The organism is Alicycliphilus sp. T452 (assembly GCF_054512775.1).
On record NZ_JBTNEH010000036.1, the window covers coordinates 18745 to 34516 of the forward strand.

General features: G+C 64.7%; 20 protein-coding genes. 11 read left to right on the forward strand and 9 right to left on the reverse strand.

What is annotated here, in order from left to right; all coding sequences use genetic code 11:
* Nucleotides 1-38: 38 nt before the first annotated feature.
* The 4 genes from ACX12L_RS21330 to ACX12L_RS21345 all read left to right on the forward strand — a co-directional run bounded on the left by ACX12L_RS21330 (nucleotide 39) and on the right by ACX12L_RS21345 (nucleotide 2067).
* The gene (locus ACX12L_RS21330) at nucleotides 39-293 is read left to right on the forward strand and encodes a type II toxin-antitoxin system Phd/YefM family antitoxin (RefSeq protein WP_231698651.1); all 255 of its coding nucleotides are present in this window, start codon (nucleotides 39-41) and stop codon (nucleotides 291-293) included.
* 85 nt (nucleotides 294-378) lie between these two features.
* A complete protein-coding gene (locus ACX12L_RS21335) occupies nucleotides 379-822 on the forward strand; it encodes a type II toxin-antitoxin system VapC family toxin (protein WP_231698652.1) in 444 nt (147 codons plus the stop codon).
* A gap of 10 nt (nucleotides 823-832) precedes the next feature.
* Nucleotides 833-1111 (forward strand): antitoxin, encoded by a 279-nt coding sequence (locus tag ACX12L_RS21340; protein WP_231698653.1) that lies wholly within the window; start codon nucleotides 833-835, stop codon nucleotides 1109-1111.
* Nucleotides 1108-2067: a zeta toxin family protein gene (locus ACX12L_RS21345; RefSeq protein WP_231698654.1), complete on the forward strand. Its 960-nt coding sequence runs from the start codon at nucleotides 1108-1110 to the stop codon at nucleotides 2065-2067. The genes ACX12L_RS21340 and ACX12L_RS21345 overlap by 4 nt, the downstream gene beginning before the upstream one ends.
* A gap of 5 nt (nucleotides 2068-2072) precedes the next feature.
* Here the strand turns inward: ACX12L_RS21345 and ACX12L_RS21350 are convergent, their stop codons facing one another.
* Nucleotides 2073-3050: an SOS response-associated peptidase family protein gene (locus tag ACX12L_RS21350; protein WP_147915012.1), complete on the reverse strand. Its 978-nt coding sequence runs from the start codon at nucleotides 3048-3050 to the stop codon at nucleotides 2073-2075.
* An 86-nt stretch (nucleotides 3051-3136) separates the two neighbouring features.
* Here ACX12L_RS21350 and ACX12L_RS21355 point away from each other — a divergent pair, with 86 nt between their 5' ends.
* The 5 genes from ACX12L_RS21355 (at nucleotide 3137) to istB (ending at nucleotide 7741) form a co-directional block, all read left to right on the forward strand.
* Nucleotides 3137-3577, forward strand: coding sequence for a LexA family protein (locus ACX12L_RS21355; protein ID WP_147915013.1), 441 nt, complete (start codon nucleotides 3137-3139; stop codon nucleotides 3575-3577).
* Nucleotides 3578-3583: 6 nt separating this feature from the next.
* The gene (locus ACX12L_RS21360) at nucleotides 3584-4882 is read left to right on the forward strand and encodes a Y-family DNA polymerase (RefSeq protein ID WP_147915014.1); all 1299 of its coding nucleotides are present in this window, start codon (nucleotides 3584-3586) and stop codon (nucleotides 4880-4882) included.
* Nucleotides 4883-5164: 282 nt separating this feature from the next.
* Nucleotides 5165-5347, forward strand: coding sequence for a cation transporter (locus ACX12L_RS21365; protein WP_459264418.1), 183 nt, complete (start codon nucleotides 5165-5167; stop codon nucleotides 5345-5347).
* Nucleotides 5348-5406: 59 nt separating this feature from the next.
* Nucleotides 5407-6933 (forward strand): IS21 family transposase, encoded by a 1527-nt coding sequence (gene istA / locus ACX12L_RS21370; protein WP_225782461.1) that lies wholly within the window; start codon nucleotides 5407-5409, stop codon nucleotides 6931-6933.
* Nucleotides 6926-7741, forward strand: coding sequence for an IS21-like element helper ATPase IstB (gene istB / locus ACX12L_RS21375; protein WP_225782451.1), 816 nt, complete (start codon nucleotides 6926-6928; stop codon nucleotides 7739-7741). The genes istA and istB overlap by 8 nt, the downstream gene beginning before the upstream one ends.
* A gap of 41 nt (nucleotides 7742-7782) precedes the next feature.
* Here istB and ACX12L_RS21380 read toward each other — a convergent pair whose 3' ends face one another.
* Nucleotides 7783-8580 carry a TolC family protein gene (locus ACX12L_RS21380; RefSeq protein ID WP_459264415.1) on the reverse strand — a complete coding sequence of 266 codons (798 nt, stop codon included), beginning with the start codon at nucleotides 8578-8580 and terminating at the stop codon, nucleotides 7783-7785.
* 237 nt (nucleotides 8581-8817) lie between these two features.
* Here ACX12L_RS21380 and ACX12L_RS21385 point away from each other — a divergent pair, with 237 nt between their 5' ends.
* Together ACX12L_RS21385 and ACX12L_RS21390 are read left to right on the forward strand one after the other, a co-directional pair.
* On the forward strand, nucleotides 8818-9072 hold the full coding sequence (locus tag ACX12L_RS21385) for a hypothetical protein (RefSeq protein ID WP_231698658.1): 255 nt from the start codon (nucleotides 8818-8820) through the stop codon (nucleotides 9070-9072).
* A gap of 147 nt (nucleotides 9073-9219) precedes the next feature.
* Nucleotides 9220-9690, forward strand: a complete 471-nt coding sequence (locus ACX12L_RS21390; RefSeq protein ID WP_147915022.1) for a hypothetical protein — start codon at nucleotides 9220-9222, stop codon at nucleotides 9688-9690.
* Here ACX12L_RS21390 and ACX12L_RS21395 read toward each other — a convergent pair.
* From ACX12L_RS21395 to ACX12L_RS21425, 7 genes are all read right to left on the reverse strand, one after another.
* Complete coding sequence (locus tag ACX12L_RS21395; RefSeq protein ID WP_147915023.1) at nucleotides 9632-10003, reverse strand: H-NS histone family protein; 372 nt, start codon at nucleotides 10001-10003, stop codon at nucleotides 9632-9634. The genes ACX12L_RS21390 and ACX12L_RS21395 overlap by 59 nt on opposite strands.
* A 45-nt stretch (nucleotides 10004-10048) precedes the next feature.
* A complete protein-coding gene (locus ACX12L_RS21400) occupies nucleotides 10049-10177 on the reverse strand; it encodes a hypothetical protein (RefSeq protein ID WP_459264416.1) in 129 nt (42 codons plus the stop codon).
* A 53-nt stretch (nucleotides 10178-10230) separates the two neighbouring features.
* Nucleotides 10231-10791 carry a hypothetical protein gene (locus tag ACX12L_RS21405; protein WP_459264417.1) on the reverse strand — a complete coding sequence of 187 codons (561 nt, stop codon included), beginning with the start codon at nucleotides 10789-10791 and terminating at the stop codon, nucleotides 10231-10233.
* 1269 nt (nucleotides 10792-12060) lie between these two features.
* Nucleotides 12061-13224: a replication protein RepA gene (locus ACX12L_RS21410; protein ID WP_231698536.1), complete on the reverse strand. Its 1164-nt coding sequence runs from the start codon at nucleotides 13222-13224 to the stop codon at nucleotides 12061-12063.
* A gap of 52 nt (nucleotides 13225-13276) precedes the next feature.
* Entirely contained in the window at nucleotides 13277-13585 is a 309-nt protein-coding gene (locus tag ACX12L_RS21415; RefSeq protein ID WP_231698537.1) for a hypothetical protein, read from the reverse strand.
* Nucleotides 13582-14607, reverse strand: a complete 1026-nt coding sequence (locus ACX12L_RS21420; protein WP_231698538.1) for a ParB/RepB/Spo0J family partition protein — start codon at nucleotides 14605-14607, stop codon at nucleotides 13582-13584. The genes ACX12L_RS21415 and ACX12L_RS21420 overlap by 4 nt, the downstream gene beginning before the upstream one ends.
* A 14-nt stretch (nucleotides 14608-14621) precedes the next feature.
* Entirely contained in the window at nucleotides 14622-15383 is a 762-nt protein-coding gene (locus tag ACX12L_RS21425) for a ParA family protein (protein ID WP_231698539.1), read from the reverse strand.
* Nucleotides 15384-15772 lie beyond the last annotated feature (389 nt).

Here is a 15772-nt window from a genome sequence, read left to right on the forward strand (position 1 = left end):
GTCGGCCGACGCTGCGCATTTCATTGGAAGGAAGGACCATGGCACAACCGATCACAACCGTCACCGCCCGCGAGTTCGTGCACAACGTCAGCGCGTCAAAGCGCGTGGCGAGCGAGGGTGGCACGGTCATCATCACCGATCGCGGTGAACCCGCACTCGCGCTCATCCCGATCGCCGAGTACCGGCGCCTGACCAAAACCGACAGGAACCCGGTGGAGTTGCTGCGCCAGAACGAGGCCGACGATTTCGACATCCAGCCGATCCGCATCGACGCCAGGGAACTGGACGCATGACGGCGACCACGGGGTCGGGCAACGCCCGGATCGCGCGCACGGCCGGTCCAAACAACATTGGCACCTTCGACGGTCAGGAAAAACCATGCTGATTCTGGACACCAATGTCTTGTCCGAGATCCGAAAGAGTACCTGCCATCCCAGCGTGGAAGCCTGGATGGAAGCGCAGGCCATGGACCAGCTGTACATCACCTCCATCACGGTGCTGGAGATCCAGCGCGGCATCAGCCACCTGGCACAGCGTGGGGACGAGTCACAGGCGGCGGTACTGGCGCGCTGGCTCGATGCCATGGTGCTGCCAGCCTTCAACAGCCGCATCCTGCCTGTGGACCACGCAATCGCCAGGCGCGCGGCAAAGCTGACCCAGGCGGACAGCCGGGACTACCGCGATGCGCTGATGGCCGCTACCGGCCTGGTTCACGGCGCTGCGCTGGTCACGCGCAACATCAAGCACTTCGAGGACTCGGGAGTGCTGCTCATCAATCCCTGGGAATTTCTCGCCGAGAAATCGAGAGTCCCCCGCACGTGAAAGAACAACCATGCAAAGCCTTGGCATCAACAGCGAGAGCATCGACTACGAAGTGGCCCTGGAAAACCTGGGCCAGCGCCTGCAGCCCTTCATCATGGCCCTCCAGCACGAGCGCGAGAAGGCCCAGCCCTCGGCCGCGCTGATCGCCTATTGCGAGGCCCAAATGGCCGCCATCTCCAATCTGCAAGAGGATCTGAGGGTCAACGACCATGAGACCATCGCGCGCATCCTGAACCCTCAAGACAGCGTTTTCGGAATGCGCACCCCGCAGGAATCCGCGCGCCCATGACCGGGGAAGGGTACAAGCCGCTCACCGACGAATCGGTGGCGGCCATCACCAGCAGCTACTTCGCGCAGCGTGCGGCGCGGTCCTCGGCACAGGATCAACCCCGTGTCGTGCTGGTGGGTGGCCAGCCCGGCGCAGGCAAAAGTGCAGGGGGCGAGCTTGTGCGCGACGAACTCAAGGCGCAGGGTGGCTTCGTCCACGTGGATGCGGATCGCATGCGCGAGCGCATCCCCCTCGGCACCGCCAGACTGCCATCCAGCGAGACCCAAGCGGACGCCGGCCGGCTTGCGAACGCCCTCCGGCTCATGGCGATCGAGGCGCGGCGCAACATCGTGGAGGAGGGCACCTTCCGCAACCCACAGTCGGTCCAGCGCTTCGTGGACCGGCTGCAGGAGCAAGGCTACAAGGTGGAGATGGTGGTAGTAGCCACCAGCAGGGAAGAAAGCCTGCTCGGCATCTATCAACGCCACGAACGCCAGCACCAGGTGGGCAACCCGAACCCGCGCTTCGTCACAGAGGACTACCACGATGCGGCGATGCAAGGGTTCAGTGCTACGGTGAGCCAGCTGGCCCATCAGCTGGATCGGCTGCGCATCATCAACCGCGGCGGCCAGCTGCTCTACGACAGTCAGCGTCAACCCCGCGACGATGCGACCATGGCCCTGCAGGCCGCCCGGGAGATACCCGCCGAGCGACGGACCATGCTGGCCGATGGCTGGGCGGCTGTGGCAGCTGCTGCCCGCGAACGCGGCGCAAATCCCCAGTACCTTGATGCGATAGGCGGACACGCGAGGCGGGTCGCTGCGAGTGCGCAGTTGCAAGGGGACAGGGGCGCCAGGATCACGCCCTACACACGCGGAAAAGAGCAGGCCCTTTCCCGAGGTGCCAGCCCTGCCGGGCCATTCACCAGCCTAGCGGCCACGCCGCAGGCGAGCAAGCCTCCTGCGCGCAGCCGCTGAAAACATCACGCGGCCAAGCGGTGTTCGTAGTACGGCCGCGCCTTGTCATCGAGCAGCGCATCCAAGGCGTCCAGCGTGCGCCCCTGCGGCGTCAGCCAGGCTTCAACGTTCTCGGGCCGCAGCTGCACGATGCAGCGGTCATGCCCGGCCGCGGCCACTTCGGGCGGCGGATCATCCGTCACGGCCGCGAACGACCACAGGTCGGGCTCGTCGGAGCCCGCCGGCGGCGTCCAGTGCGAAAACAGGCAGGCGATGTACATCTCCTGCGGTGGACTGGGCTCGAACCGGAGCACGATGTTTTCTGGCGCCTCGCCAGCGCGCAGCGCCCGGCCTTCGGCCGCGTGCCGGGCCACGTTCTCGAAGAACGTGGTCACGAGCATGAGTGCGTGCGTCTGCCCGAACTGCTGCTTCCAGAACCCGCGCAGGTTGTCCCGGCGCGCGTTGTATGTCCCGGGGTACTTCCTGTCGTAGAGGGTCGGCTTGCCGGCCGGCCGGCACCCGTAGCGCATGGGCCAGATCACCGGCTCGCCGCCCTCGATCACCAGCACCGGCGCCCACCAGCCGGGGAAAATCCGCGTATCGCTTTCGCTCAGTTCGGGTCGCTTCAGCCTCGTCAGGCGCGCGAGCGCCTGGTCGATCTTGGCGGTGGCGATGCGCTGGTCTTCCTGGGCCTTCTTCGTCACCTTGGTCTGCAGGGCGCGCTCGGCGTCGGCTAGGCGCTTGCGCTGCGCGAACAGATCCTGCTCCAGCGCGGACACCTGGCTCGCGTCGAATTCCGCAATCAGCGCATGGATCTCGCGCTCCTCGGGCGAGTGGGGATGCGTGAACTGCGCATCCATCACCCTGGGCGTACGCATGGGCGGCTTGGGCTGCTGCCTGCGCCGCCAGTACAGATCGAAGAACGCCTTGAGCGCCAGGCGGGACCTCGGGAACAGGCGACGGAACGCGGCGTAGTCCGCGCGCACGGCGGCCGAGTAGCACATGGAGCGATCCTTTCCCTGAAAATCTTGACAGCAGTCTAGGGGAGGCTGGTGCATAGCGCCCGAAGCGTCGGATTTATACTGTACGTATGCACAGTGCAATCCAATGTTTTAACGTCCCAGTGCCGCTGGCCAGCAGCGGCCTGGTGCTGCCATTGGCCAATGCCAGCGTGCATGCCGGCTTCCCCTCGCCGGCGGACGATTACTTGGTCAAGCGGATCGACCTCAACGAAATCCTCGTCACCCATCCCCAGGCTACCTTTCTTTTCCGTGTTGCCGGGGACTCCATGCAGGACCTGGGCATCTTCGACGGCGATCTGTTGCTGGTGAACCGAGCCCTCAAACCCTGCCACGGCAACATCGTGGTGGCCGTGGTGGACGGTGAATACGCCGTCAAGCAACTGTACCTTCGCGCCGGCCGGCTCAAGCTCAAGGCAGGCAACCCGACGTACCCGGAAATCGTGCCTACGGAAGGGCAGACGATCGAGGTTTGGGGCGTGGCCACCAGCTGCATCAAGCGGTTCCAGTGATGCACCATGCTGGCACTCCTCGATGGCAACAATTTCTACGTGAGCTGCGAGCGCGTTTTCCGGCCGAGCCTGCAGGGCCGGCCGGTGGTCGTGCTCAGCAACAATGACGGTTGCGCGATCAGCCGCAGCAACGAAGCCAAGGCGCTGGGCATCAAGATGGCCCAGCCGCACCATGAATTCCGCCATCTCGAAGACCGCGCCGGCCTGGTCAGCCTGAGCGCCAATTTCACCCTGTACGGCGATATGTCGGACAGGATGATGAGCTTGGCCGCAGGCCTCGGGCCCGGCCAGGAGATCTACAGCATCGATGAGTGCTTCGTGGATCTTCACGGCGTGCGTGGCAACCTGGCCGAGCGCGCGCATGCCATCCGCGCTCGCATCCACCGTTGGATCGGTATTCCGACGTGCATCGGCATAGCGCCCACGAAAACCTTGGCCAAGTTGGCCAACCACATCGCCAAGTGCGCAGAAAGGAAAGCCGGCAGCTACCCTGCGCAGCACGCGCAGGTATGCCACCTGGGTGCGCTGCCGCAGGCCGACGTGGACCTGCTGCTCGCCATCACTGACGTGGGCGACGTGTGGGGAGTTGGGCCGCGTATCGGCGCACAACTGCGCGACGCCGGCGTGGCCACCGCGCAGGATTTGGCGCGGCTCGACCCGGCTTCGGTGCGCCGCCGCTGGTCGGTGGTGCTCGAACGCACCGTTCGCGAGTTGCAAGGCATGCCCTGCATCGATCTGGAAGAGGCTCCCACGCCCAAGCGCGAGATCGCCGTGACGAGATCCTTCGGCCGGCCGGTGCGCGAGTTGCCGCAGTTGCTGCAGGCCGTGAGCGACTTCGCGACACGCGCGGCCGAGAAGCTGCGGCGACAGGGGAGCCTGGCCGGGCGCGTGCTGGTCTTCGCGCACACCTCGCCGTTCCGGCCAGGCCCGCGCTGGGCCAAGTCGCTCGTGGTGCCGTTGCGCCGGCCCACGGCCGACACGGCGAAGATCATCCAGGCGGCCACGATGGGTCTAGAACTGATTTTCGAGCCCGGCTACAACTTGGCGAAAGCCGGCGTGATGCTGCTGGACCTCTGCGACAGCAGCATCCTGCAAGGCGAACTCGATCTTGAAGATGAATCTGGCCGCAACCGCGGCCAGCTGATGAGCGTGGTGGACAAGCTCAATGCCCGATGGGGAAAAGCCACGGTGAAGCAGGGCAGCGTCGGCACCGCGGCCGCGCGGCGTGACTGGGCAATGCGCCAGGCCCGACGAACACCCCAGTACACCACCGACTGGCGACAGGTTCCCGTCGCGCGCGCCTAAAGCCAGCGGACGGCGTTGCCCTCAATCACCTTACCCAACTCCATAAAGGGGAAGTGCAACTGTTCTTGCGGCTGACGATGTCAGCGGGCATGGAGCGCCTGCGCCTCGAAATTCTGGATCGCTATGAAAGTGGCATCCTCGGCATGCTTATGCTGTTGCTTAATATCAGTATCATTTTTCTTAAGCATTTAGCGAAAACGGGACGTATACATGGGTGCAGGACATTCACACGGAGCGACGACGCCTTCCGGCACGGCCGCAGGACGGCACAAGACGCGGTTGATGGGAGCTTTGGCGCTCACGACCATATTCATGGCCGTGGAAGTCGTCGGTGGCCTGTGGACCGGTAGTCTCGCTCTACTCGCCGATGCAGCGCATATGCTGACCGATGCCGGTGGCTTGGCCCTGGTGTTGATTCATTTCCAAAGCTGGGCCATTTCGGGACGCATTCACGTTGAAATTTGAGCCACGTTGCCGCTCTATCCTGCTGAATTTTTCAGCACGGGGGAGCAGGAGTGATCAACGTGAGCACATTGAGCAAGTTACGCCGCCTCGTGCTGAGGCAGGACGTGTCGGTGCGCGAGGCCAGCCGGCGCCTGGGCATCTCGCGCAACACAGCCACCAAGTGGCTCAAAGACGGGCAGATGGCCGAACCCCGATACCCGCAGCGGGTGTCGGGCCCCAGCATCCTGGATCCGTACAAGGAGCAGTTGAGCCAATGGCTCAAGGCCGATAGCCATCGCAGCAAACGCGATCGACGCGGGATCAAGGCCATGTTTGAGGCGCTGCGCGCGCAGGGCTACAGCGGCAGCCGAGGGCCGGTCTACGCCTTTGCCCAGCGCTGGCAGCAAGAGCAAGGCAACGCTGCGCGTGGTGCGGGGTTCGTGCCGCTGAGCTTCGAGTTGGGCGAGGCGTTCCAGTTCGACTGGAGCTGCGAGTACCTGTTCATCGGCGGGCTGCGCCGCCGCCTGGAAGTGGCACACACCAAGCTGGCGGCCAGTCGCGCCTTCTGCCTGGTGGCGTACTACAGCCAAGCGCACGAGATGCTGTTCGATGCGCACGCACGGGCGTTCGCCCTCTTCGGTGGCGTGCCCCGGCGGGGCATCTACGACAACATGAAGACCGCTGTGGACAAGGTCGGCCATGGCAAACAGCGCAGCGTCAATGCACGCTTCGAGGCGATGACCGGGCACTACCTGTTCGAGCCGGAGTTCTGCAACCGGGCCGCCGGCTGGGAGAAGGGGGTCGTGGAGAAGAACGTTCAGGATCGGCGCAAGGACATCTGGCGTGAGGCCAGCGAGCGGCGCTGGGGGACGCTTGGTGAACTCAACGACTGGTTGCAGCAGGCCTGCGTGAAGGCCTGGGCTGAGATGAGTCACCCGGAATGGACTCAGCTCACGGTGGCCGATGTCTGGCAGGACGAACGTGCTCGTCTCATGCCCAACCCCCGTGCGTTTGATGGCTACGTGGAGCAGCCGGTACGGGTCTCTGCGACCGCACTGATCCACTTCCAGCGCAACCGCTACAGCGTGCCGTGTGAATGGATTCATGCGGTGGTCAGTCTGCGGGCCTACGCGGATGGCCTGCTGGTGGTCGGGCCCGATGGGCGACAGGTGCGCCTGGCGCGCAGCTTCGAACGTGATCAGACGCTCTACGACTGGATGCATTACATCGCGCTCATCGAGCGAAAGCCCGGCGCGCTGCGCAACGGCGCGCCCTTCAAGACCATGCCCGAGCCACTGCAGGAAATGCAGCGCCAGTTGCTGCGCCACAGCGGTGGCGACAGGGTGATGGCGCAGGTGCTCATGGGGGTGAGCCTGCATGGACTGGAGGCCGTGGTGGTGGCGGTAGAGCTGGCGCTGCAGTCCGGGCGGGTGAGTGCCGAGCACGTGCTCAACGTGCTCTCGCGTCTGAAGGAGCAGCGCGTGCCCGAGCCACCGGTGGCCACGATGCTCAAGCTCAACACGCCGCCACTGGCCAACCTGCAGCGCTACGACGCACTGCGCAACGTCCAGCCTCATGAGGCATCACCGGAGTCCGACCATGCATGACGTCATTGATGCCCTCAAAGCGCTGGGCCTGCACGGCATGGCCAGTGCCTGGCCGGAGGTACTGGGCACCGCCCGCATGAAGTCGCTGGATCATGAGGCCGTGCTGCACCAGCTCATCAAGGCCGAGACCGCTCAGCGTGAGGTGCGTTCCATGGCTTACCAGATGCGCGTGGCGCGCTTCCCTTCGCACCGTGACCTCGCCGGCTTTGACTTCGCCCACGCGCAGCTCGACGAAGCACTGGTGCGCCAGTTGCACACCCTTCGCTTCGTGGAGTCGGCGCACAACGTGGTGCTGGTTGGTGGCCCCGGCACGGGTAAAACCCACCTGGCCACGAGCCTGGGGATCGAGGCCATTCGCATGCATGGCAAGCGGGTGCGCTTCTTCTCAACGGTGGAGCTGGTCAACGCCCTGGAGCTGGAGAAGGCGCAGAACAAGGCCGGGCAAATGGCGCACCGCCTGATGTACGTCGATCTGGTGATCCTGGATGAACTGGGCTACCTGCCATTCACGCAGTCGGGCGGCGCGATGCTGTTCCACCTGCTCTCCAAACTCTATGAGCGAACGAGCGTGGTGATCACCACCAACCTCACCTTCTCGGAGTGGAGCAGCGTCTTTGGAGACGCCAAGATGACCACGGCCTTGCTTGACCGGCTCACGCACCATTGCCACATCGTCGAGACGGGCAACGAGAGCTGGCGATTCAAGCACTCCAGTGCCGCTGGCGCGGCTCCCCCAAAGCAACGCCCAAAGAGCCAGAAAGGAGATCGAAAAACAGCAGACCCGATAGACTTATCCACAACCGAATAGTCAAAGAATCCATCAACCCAGTGGCTCAATATTCAACGTGATCACTGGCTCAGTTGTGCTGATGAATCAACAGGCAGGTCGTCAGCCTTACCCTCCAGCGCACCGGCGACGGCAGTGGTTCTGCCGAGCAGCGCATTCAGGCGCGTCAAGGCATTGCGTTCTTCGCTGGCGGCCTGGCTCAACTCAACGCGGATACCGGACTCCGCCACCCTGGCCTTGGTTTCCTCGACAGGAGAGACCTTGCCTGCCGCAACCCGTTTGGCCACAGCGTCCGTGGACGACTTGGCCAGCGCCGAACTGTCCTTTGCCAAAGCAAGCCGCTCCTGCGCGGTCAGCACATCGAAAAAAGCTGCCACCACGTTGGCGCGAACGGTGGCGCGCACGTCTGCCAACTGTGCCAGGGCTTGCTCACGGGCCTTTTCAGCGGCCTTTGTGCGTGCAGCGCGCTTTCCCCCCAGTTCGATGGGCAGGTTCAGCTGCCAACTCTGCGTGCGCGTCTGCGAACGTGTGTCTTCAAGCGAGTAGGCCAGTTCCGGGTTAGGTCTAACTCGGCCCTGGATCACCTGTCCTTCGGAGGCTTCGACTTGGCGTGTGGCGGCAGCCACCTCGGGGTTGCTTTCCATCGCAAGCTCGATGGCCCTGGCGAGCGACAACGGCGTGGCGGACAACACAGAAGTGGTACCCAGCACCGATTGAGGGCTTTGCATGCTGGGAGCCATCACTTGGGACCAAGCTCCGGTGGTACCCAGCAATATGGTGGCAGCCACCGTTGCGAGCGCGAATTTCTTGTGGCCGCGCGCGGCGCGCTGACCCTTGTTACCGTGATTACCCTTTAACATCCGATTCTCCAATGACCTCGAAATACGAAGACATCGGCGGGAGGGCAGACACAGGTCTGCTTGGTGGCCTGTGGTTCGTTTCGCCTTACCGCGCACGCCCAAGCACGTCACGAAGACGTGCAGGCTGACTGGCTAGTTGGCTGAAAAGAGAAGTAGGCGCCCCGCCGATCAGGCGAGGACGGGCCACTGAGGGCGATCGGGCGGAGAGGGGTTCACGCCAGTGAAAGGCGTGGAGATATGAGCAACCATGGTGTTGCCACGGTCCACGGATTGCTTGGCCACATGGAGCTGAGTTACACCCAAGCCCAAGCCACCGCAAAGGCGGCAGTCGCGATCGGACTTGTCGAGGCTTGGCTCACTCTTCTTGGTCTTGCCGACTGTATCGGTGTCAGCATGCTTATGCTCGTGGTGACCGATGTGCTCCGTCTTCGCTGGCTCACTTTCATGCTGGCAATACGAAGCCACCGCTGCCCAGCTGAACTGGAGCGGTAGTATCAGTATGAAAATGGCGATCCAGCGACGCATCATCACAGTCTAGCATGGCGAGGTGTCGGATCGTCGGTCAGGCTTGCCCGTTTAAACTACCTTGACGCCAAATTAAGTTTGCGTACCTGTACGATTACTGAATAAAGTGCGAGCATGTCCTCGCCGCCCCTTCGTGCCCTGGAACGCGAATTCCGCCGCCAGCTGCTCCCCGGCGTCGGCGGCCTGACCACCTACGCCGATCGGTACGACGCCCAGCTGCAGCGCCTGCGCGAAGCCACCCCCGTGCAGGCGAAGGCGGAATTCGCCCGGCTCGGCGGCGTGGTCAAGTCTTGGCGCCAGTACCTCAAGCAGGGCATCACCCTGGCGGTGCTGGGCTCGATTCGGCCCGGCCGCGAGCATGTGCGCAAGTGGCAGTTGGACCGCTTCGGCCAGTCGCAGACCAGCGCCCACCTTCGCCAGTTCGCCGATGAAGCCCGCGCCGGCGGCGGCCGGGGAGACGAGATCCGGTTGTCACCGGCGTTGAACGACGAGTGCGCGGCGCTCTTTCGCCGCTACAAGGATGCGCTCAAGCGCCCGCCGGCACCTGCTGGGCCATCTTCCGCAATATCCCCTCGGCCGGGATGAGGAAGTTCGTGTAGTCCTGGCCGGCGATCCATCGCGGCGCCTTGCCGCGCCCGGTCCATGTCTTGCCGCTGTTCGGGTCGTAGTACCTGGCCGGCGCCTTCTTCCTGGGCTCGATCTTCCGGGTGCGTGCCGCCGCAGCGGCACCGGGCATCACGTCCGCCTGGCTCAGGTCGTAGGTGGCCATCAGTTCGCGGATCTGCGCGATGGCGGCGTCGCGCGCCTCGGAGCGCACGGCCTGGATCTTCGCGTCCAGCGCCTCGCGTGCCGCAAGAAGCTCTGCCAGGGAAAGCCCGGCCCATTGGTCATCAGTCATGGCCGAGAGTCTAGCGACCGCCGCCCCGGCGGCCGCGCCCGCGCCTCAGCTTCTGCCCAGCGTGCCGAATAGGGCCGCCGCCAGGCCCAGCAGCACGATGACCAGCCAGACCAGCCGGTTCGTCCAGCGGTACACCTCGTTGCGCCGCATCTTCTGCGACGTGCGCGGCACCATCAGCCCAAACGCCCGGCGGACGACTTTTCTCGCGCCGATCATGCCACCCGCCCTCAGTACGCGATCACGAAATCGACTTGGCTGTCCCGGGCGCCGCCGACCACCGCCCGGGTGGTGCGAATCCGCTCGGCTGGCACGCCGTTGTCGATCAGGAACTGGCGCGCCTCGGCGATGCGTGAGTAGGCCCGGGCCTCGGCCAGGTGGCCGCCCCGGGCCACGGCCGCGCCGATGGTGACGCGGCTGGCCTCGCGCGATGCGGCCACCAGCTGGCTGGCTCGCCCTTCGCCCAGCGACTCCGAGAAACTGCCGTTGAGGACCACGCTGATGCGATCTGGCGTCGTCGCGTCGCCCCGGGCCGGCAACTCGGCCGCGTCGCCGTAGTTGTCGGGCGCCGGCGGGCGCACCGCAGGCACCGGAGCGCCATACTCCAGCGCACGCGCCGGCACCGGCGCGGCCACGCGCGCCGGCGGCGCCGGCATCCTGGCGTAGACGTGCGCCACGCCATGCGGCGTCGTCACGGTGAGGTTGTCGTAGACCCCTTCCAAGACCAGTAGCCGGTCGGTCCAGGCGTAGGGTAGGGCCGTGCCATCGACGGTGGTGACTACCGGATTCATGCGCCTAGCATCAAGGAATTCGAGGTAGGTGTGCCCGTCGTCGTTGTAGGCGCGGTGCAACGCGATATTGGGCTGCACGTCGATGACATACTGATGGCGAACGGTCGGCCGGGCGGCCTCCAGCGCCGGGCCGGGCGAGGTACACGCGGCGAGCCAGCCCGCGGCGGCGGCAAGGAAAAGCGCTTTCACGGCAAACCTCATGTTTAACAAAACATAGGCAGATTATATGTTTTGTTCAACGATACAGAAATGCCGATTCCAGGCAACCGCGTGGATATCATGCGATCCGGCGCTCCTTCTCCTCCCTCCCTCCTCCCCAAACGGAGCGCCGATTCGGCCGCCATCGAGCGGCCTTCTTTTCTCCCCGAGAAACCGCACCCGCTTGGCCAGGTGCTTGCACCTGGCGGTATTGGGTATGGGCGAAGCCCATGTCACCGCCTGAACGCGCACGTGCCCAGCCCATAGGGCGCAGCGCTTATCCGCGCCCGCAGTCTCCTTGGGGCGCGGCCTTGTTGGTCGTCACTGAGGGTTCCCGCAGCCTACGCACACCACAGACGTCTGAGCGCGGGGCACGCCGCTGGCTGGCACGCAACTTGCCCCGCGTCCTGATAAGCAGTTCAGCGTTTGAATTCACAGTTGTGGCTTGATCAGGGCGTGGCTTGTCGGGGGGCTGTCTTTGTTCGGCCCCCTTGGGGGGGCCTGGATTGGGTGAGCGCGCAGCGCGAGGGCGTTAGCCCTGGGGGATGCCGGGTGGGAAGGACGCCGAAGGCGGCCGGGGCGTAGGCCGCTTGCGGCCGGAGCGAGCCGGCGGGGGCGTAGCCCCCAAGAGGCGGTGTCCCTACGTGGCGCGGCCTGTACACAAACGCGGCCTTCTACTACAGGTTAAATAAAGAAATATAAGGAAAAGAAATACAGGGGGCGTCTGTGGATAACCCATTTTCCTGTTGAAAATCAATGGTTTATGCGTGCTTCGAGGGCTCCCGAGCGAGAGTAGATCGCACACCTTGCGAGAGTAGATCGCACGAATAACCCGCTAAGCCCTTGATCCAATTGAAGATGTTACCGAGAGTAGATCGCACGCACATCTTGATGTTCTCCACCGACTTATCCACAGCAGCGAGAGTAGATCGCACCGTTGGTTACAGGGGATGGGGTGGCCTTCGGACGGCCTGACGGCCTGACGGCGAGAGTAGATCGCACCGCGCACGGGCCGGCGCCGAGAGTAGATCGCACCATGCGAAAGGCCCGAGCACGACGAGCGACGAGCGTTCAGAACAGGTCGCCCTGGCCCTTGATCTGCGGCACGTGCGGCTTGGACGGGTGCAGGATCAGGCCGCGTTCTGTCACGTCGAACCTGGCCTCGGGGTAGATCTCGCGCACAACGTTCAGCGCCGGTTTGAAGCTCTTGTTGCGGAACTCGCGCACCGCCCGGCTGGGGTCCTTCGGGTCCACCGCGTAGTTGGAGCCGAACTGCAGCATCAACGCCTCCCACGGCACCGGCCGGGTGGAGCGCTCGATGTAGCTCATGCGGTACGTCATCCACGTGTAGAGGTCCATGGCCACCGGTGAGCCGCGCAGCGCGCGGTAAGCGCGCAGGTCGATCGGCACCGGCCGCTCGATGATTTCCGCGAAGAAGCGCGCGCTGAGCACGACACGGGAGCGCCAGCGCCCGGCCATCTCGCGGCTCTGCGGCGTCCACAGGCGGTTGTCGTCCTCATCGTCCCGATCGTCTCCATCCCCATCCCCATCCCCATCCCTGGCATCGGCGGCCGGCGCGATGGCCACATCGCCGGCGGCTTCGTCCAGCAGCTGGGCCGTCTCCCTGTCCATGGACGCCTCGTCCACGATCAGCACGTTGCGCAGGTTGAACGAGCGCCCGCGGTCGCCGGTGTACGTGGCCGTGATGAGCGTCGAGAACAGTCGCTCCATCTGCTCGGAAACGCGCGCGTTGGCGCCGCGCTTGCCGCCGCCCCGCTGGATGCCGAGCACGTTGCGCAGGAACGAACTCAGGCTCTCGCCCAATTCAAGCTCCGGCGAACCGGTGCGCACCGCCTCGGTGGTGATCCAACTCATCAGCAGGCGCGGGTAGACGCCGTAGGGCAGACCGTTGTCGTTGCCGCCCATCATGCGTAGCACATAGTGGCCGTTGCGGCGCTCGAAGATCGGGCTCTTGGGGTCCTTGTACGGCAGGGTCGCGTTCACCAGCGCGCGCGCCATGAAGCCCAGCGCGCCGGCCTTCTTCGCTTCCTCGGTCTCGATCGCAAAGGACTCGTCAATCACGTCGTGAACCCACTTGGGCATCGGCGTGCTGGCGCGGTAGTCGAGCGACAGCGGCCTGCCGTCCTGCTCGGGCGCCGGATTGGCCCCGGCGCCGCGCGGCGGCCGGGTGTTCGAGGCGTCGTGCGCGCTCCCCGGGAGATCCTTCTTCGTCATAAAATCCCCTTGCAACATTCCTGTTGCGGACTAACTGTTTGCCCGGCGCTCTTCATGGAGCGCCGGTTTTTTTTTGTGCTGTGCGCGGCCGTGGCTGGCCCCGCTTTGGTCTTGTCCCGGCCTCCGCCGCCTCCAGCGTCTTGGCCTCGCGGTACGCCGAGAGCAGCGCGTTCATTCTGGCGACAGTGTTCCACACCGCCTGCGCCGTGACGTGGTGCAGTTCGGCGGCATACTTGTAGGTCTTGCCTTCCTGAATCACCAGCCGCGCGGCCGCGATGCGCGCCTCGCTCAGGCGGCCGATGCGCACTGCGATCAAGTGCAGCGCCGCGAACTCACCGGGGTCGAGCGGTCCCAGCTTCATGCCGACTGCACCAGACGCAGGATTTCGGCGAGCTGGAAGCGGCCCGACTGGCCCGCGTCCACCCCGCGCAGGAAAGCGGCCAGCCGCAGCGCGCCGGCGCCGGCGGTGCCGAACACGCGGCTGTCGAAGCCTTCGAAGACCGCCCGCCCGGCCTTGGCGGCATTGCAGCCCTGCTCGAAGTATTCGCGCAACTCCTCGCACGCCTTCTTCTGCTCGGGGGTGAGCGCGGCGGCGATGGCCTTGGCATCGCCCGTCCTGGCCTGCGCATAGAGTTCGCCCAAGTCGTGCCTGGCGGCCTTGGCCTTGTTCGCGGCCGGCTTGATCCTGGCGCGCACCCGCTGCACCTTCTCCCGCGAGTCGCCCTTGCCGAAGTTCCTCTTCAGGTCGTCCACCAGTTCCTTGGCCACGAAGGGATCGCGTGCTTCGATCTGGCGCACGTCGCTGATGATGGCCAGGTCGGCGGTCACGCCCTCGGTCACCAGCCGCTGGGTCTGCTCGGGCAGCTTGTTAAGCGACAGAATCTTGGACACCCAGGAACGGCTCTTGTTGCGCTTGGCCATCACGGCGTCGATGCTGCCCAGCTGCTCCAGATCCTTCTGCAGGCGGCGTGCAAGCTCCATGTTGGTCAGGTTCTTGCGCTGGATGTTCTCGGCCGCCTGGATGTCCTCGGCCTGCTGGTCGGTCAGATCGCGCACCATCGCCGGGATGGCATCCAGGCCGGCCATTTGCGCCGCCCGCACGCGCCGCTCGCCGGCGATCAACTCATACCGCTCGCCCTTCCTTCGCAGAAAAATCGGACTGATGACGCCGACTGCCTTGATGCTGGCCGCCAGTTCCGGCAGGGGGTTGTCCTCGTCCTCCAGTTCGGTGCGGATCTGCGGCCGCATGTCGATCAAATCCAGCGCAACCGGAAACTGCTGGGCTTCGTCGTCCGTGAAAAAGGCGGAGACCGAATCGCCCAGCCCTTCGATGGCGCCGGCGAAGATGTTCGCACCGGCGGGTTTGGTGGATTTCTTGCTCATGCTCTGTCTCCCCCTCACTTCACCCGCTTGAGGATCAGCCGGCACGCCGCCCGCCATTCCTTGCCCGCCGCCAGGTGCCCGCCGCCTTGAGTGGAGTGCCACACCGGCTTGCGCGCCGCCACCGCCTTCTTCACGGCCGCCCGCGAGGGCAGGGTGGCCTCGATCAGCACCGCATCGCCGTAGCGCTGGCGCAGCATGGCCAGGCCGTCGCGCTCGGCAGTGCTGCGCGTGTTGGTGTTCACCGGCAAAAAGCCGATGTGCTTGGCGTGCTGGTTGACGCCCTTCTGGCGCAGCGCCTGCATGGTCTGCATGAGGTCGCCCAGCCCGGCCAGTTCGTACACGCCGATGGACAGCGGCGTCACCACATAGTCGGCGGCCGCCAGAGACGCCAGCAGTCGCATGCCCAGCAGCGGCGGCGTGTCGATCAGGCACAGGTCGAACTGGTCGGCGAATTGCTGCAGGGCCGCGCGCGGGCGCTTGACCACGCTGTTTTCCGCACGGTCCACCTCCAGCAGCGCGGCATCGGCGCGCACGATGCCCAGGCCCTCGTCCACCATCTCGATCGCGGCATCGGCGGGCAGGGCAGGCAGGTACAGCTGCGAAGCCACGATGCCGTGGCCGCCCGTGCTGGGGAACGTCATGGACAGGCTTCCCTGCCGGTCCATGTCCACCATCAGCACGCGCTTGCCGTCTTCGTGCGCGGCATAGGCCAGGTGCGCGGTCAGCGTGCTCTTGCCAACGCCACCTTTCTGGTTAGCGGTCACCAGAATTTTCATGCTCTCACTCCTGTTGATTTGGATGTTCGGACTAACTGACGATCTCTTTTTTGTAAGTCTGCATTGTAGGACGGCGAGGGCCCGCAATCAACCTCTAGGAGTGTATTTAATACACCTATAGAGGTGTAATGCAACAGCTGCGAGGCCTACCTGTTTCTCGCCGAGAAAGGCCGGCCATCGTGCGCCGTCGCCGGCCTGTACCTTTGCTGGCGCGCTCGCATTGAAGTATTCGTACAGGTACGAATACTAAAGAATCTGCTATCGGGGTCTCCTCGTTTTCAGTGCAATAAGTGACGGTACGAAAAGCTAGCACTGGCGCGGAGGTGGTGTTGGTAGATCGTTGATTTCATTGACTTTCCTGTTCACTTTCAAATCTGCGATTCGTGGCG

What these genes read in the sequence shown, in the direction of transcription:
- ACX12L_RS21330 (WP_231698651.1), top strand. Translation starts at nt 39, where the DNA reads ATGGCACAACCGATCACAACCGTCACCGCCCGCGAGTTCGTGCACAAC.
- ACX12L_RS21335 (WP_231698652.1), top strand. Translation starts at nt 379, where the DNA reads ATGCTGATTCTGGACACCAATGTCTTGTCCGAGATCCGAAAGAGTACC.
- ACX12L_RS21340 (WP_231698653.1), top strand. Translation starts at nt 833, where the DNA reads ATGCAAAGCCTTGGCATCAACAGCGAGAGCATCGACTACGAAGTGGCC.
- ACX12L_RS21345 (WP_231698654.1), top strand. Translation starts at nt 1,108, where the DNA reads ATGACCGGGGAAGGGTACAAGCCGCTCACCGACGAATCGGTGGCGGCC.
- ACX12L_RS21350 (WP_147915012.1), bottom strand. Translation starts at nt 3,050, where the DNA reads ATGTGCTACTCGGCCGCCGTGCGCGCGGACTACGCCGCGTTCCGTCGC.
- ACX12L_RS21355 (WP_147915013.1), top strand. Translation starts at nt 3,137, where the DNA reads ATGCACAGTGCAATCCAATGTTTTAACGTCCCAGTGCCGCTGGCCAGC.
- ACX12L_RS21360 (WP_147915014.1), top strand. Translation starts at nt 3,584, where the DNA reads ATGCTGGCACTCCTCGATGGCAACAATTTCTACGTGAGCTGCGAGCGC.
- ACX12L_RS21365 (WP_459264418.1), top strand. Translation starts at nt 5,165, where the DNA reads ATGGGAGCTTTGGCGCTCACGACCATATTCATGGCCGTGGAAGTCGTC.
- istB (WP_225782451.1), top strand. Translation starts at nt 6,926, where the DNA reads ATGCATGACGTCATTGATGCCCTCAAAGCGCTGGGCCTGCACGGCATG.
- ACX12L_RS21380 (WP_459264415.1), bottom strand. Translation starts at nt 8,580, where the DNA reads ATGTTAAAGGGTAATCACGGTAACAAGGGTCAGCGCGCCGCGCGCGGC.
- ACX12L_RS21385 (WP_231698658.1), top strand. Translation starts at nt 8,818, where the DNA reads ATGAGCAACCATGGTGTTGCCACGGTCCACGGATTGCTTGGCCACATG.
- ACX12L_RS21390 (WP_147915022.1), top strand. Translation starts at nt 9,220, where the DNA reads ATGTCCTCGCCGCCCCTTCGTGCCCTGGAACGCGAATTCCGCCGCCAG.
- ACX12L_RS21395 (WP_147915023.1), bottom strand. Translation starts at nt 10,003, where the DNA reads ATGACTGATGACCAATGGGCCGGGCTTTCCCTGGCAGAGCTTCTTGCG.
- ACX12L_RS21400 (WP_459264416.1), bottom strand. Translation starts at nt 10,177, where the DNA reads ATGGTGCCGCGCACGTCGCAGAAGATGCGGCGCAACGAGGTGTACCGC.
- ACX12L_RS21405 (WP_459264417.1), bottom strand. Translation starts at nt 10,791, where the DNA reads ATGAATCCGGTAGTCACCACCGTCGATGGCACGGCCCTACCCTACGCC.
- ACX12L_RS21410 (WP_231698536.1), bottom strand. Translation starts at nt 13,224, where the DNA reads ATGACGAAGAAGGATCTCCCGGGGAGCGCGCACGACGCCTCGAACACC.
- ACX12L_RS21415 (WP_231698537.1), bottom strand. Translation starts at nt 13,585, where the DNA reads ATGAAGCTGGGACCGCTCGACCCCGGTGAGTTCGCGGCGCTGCACTTG.
- ACX12L_RS21420 (WP_231698538.1), bottom strand. Translation starts at nt 14,607, where the DNA reads ATGAGCAAGAAATCCACCAAACCCGCCGGTGCGAACATCTTCGCCGGC.
- ACX12L_RS21425 (WP_231698539.1), bottom strand. Translation starts at nt 15,383, where the DNA reads ATGAAAATTCTGGTGACCGCTAACCAGAAAGGTGGCGTTGGCAAGAGC.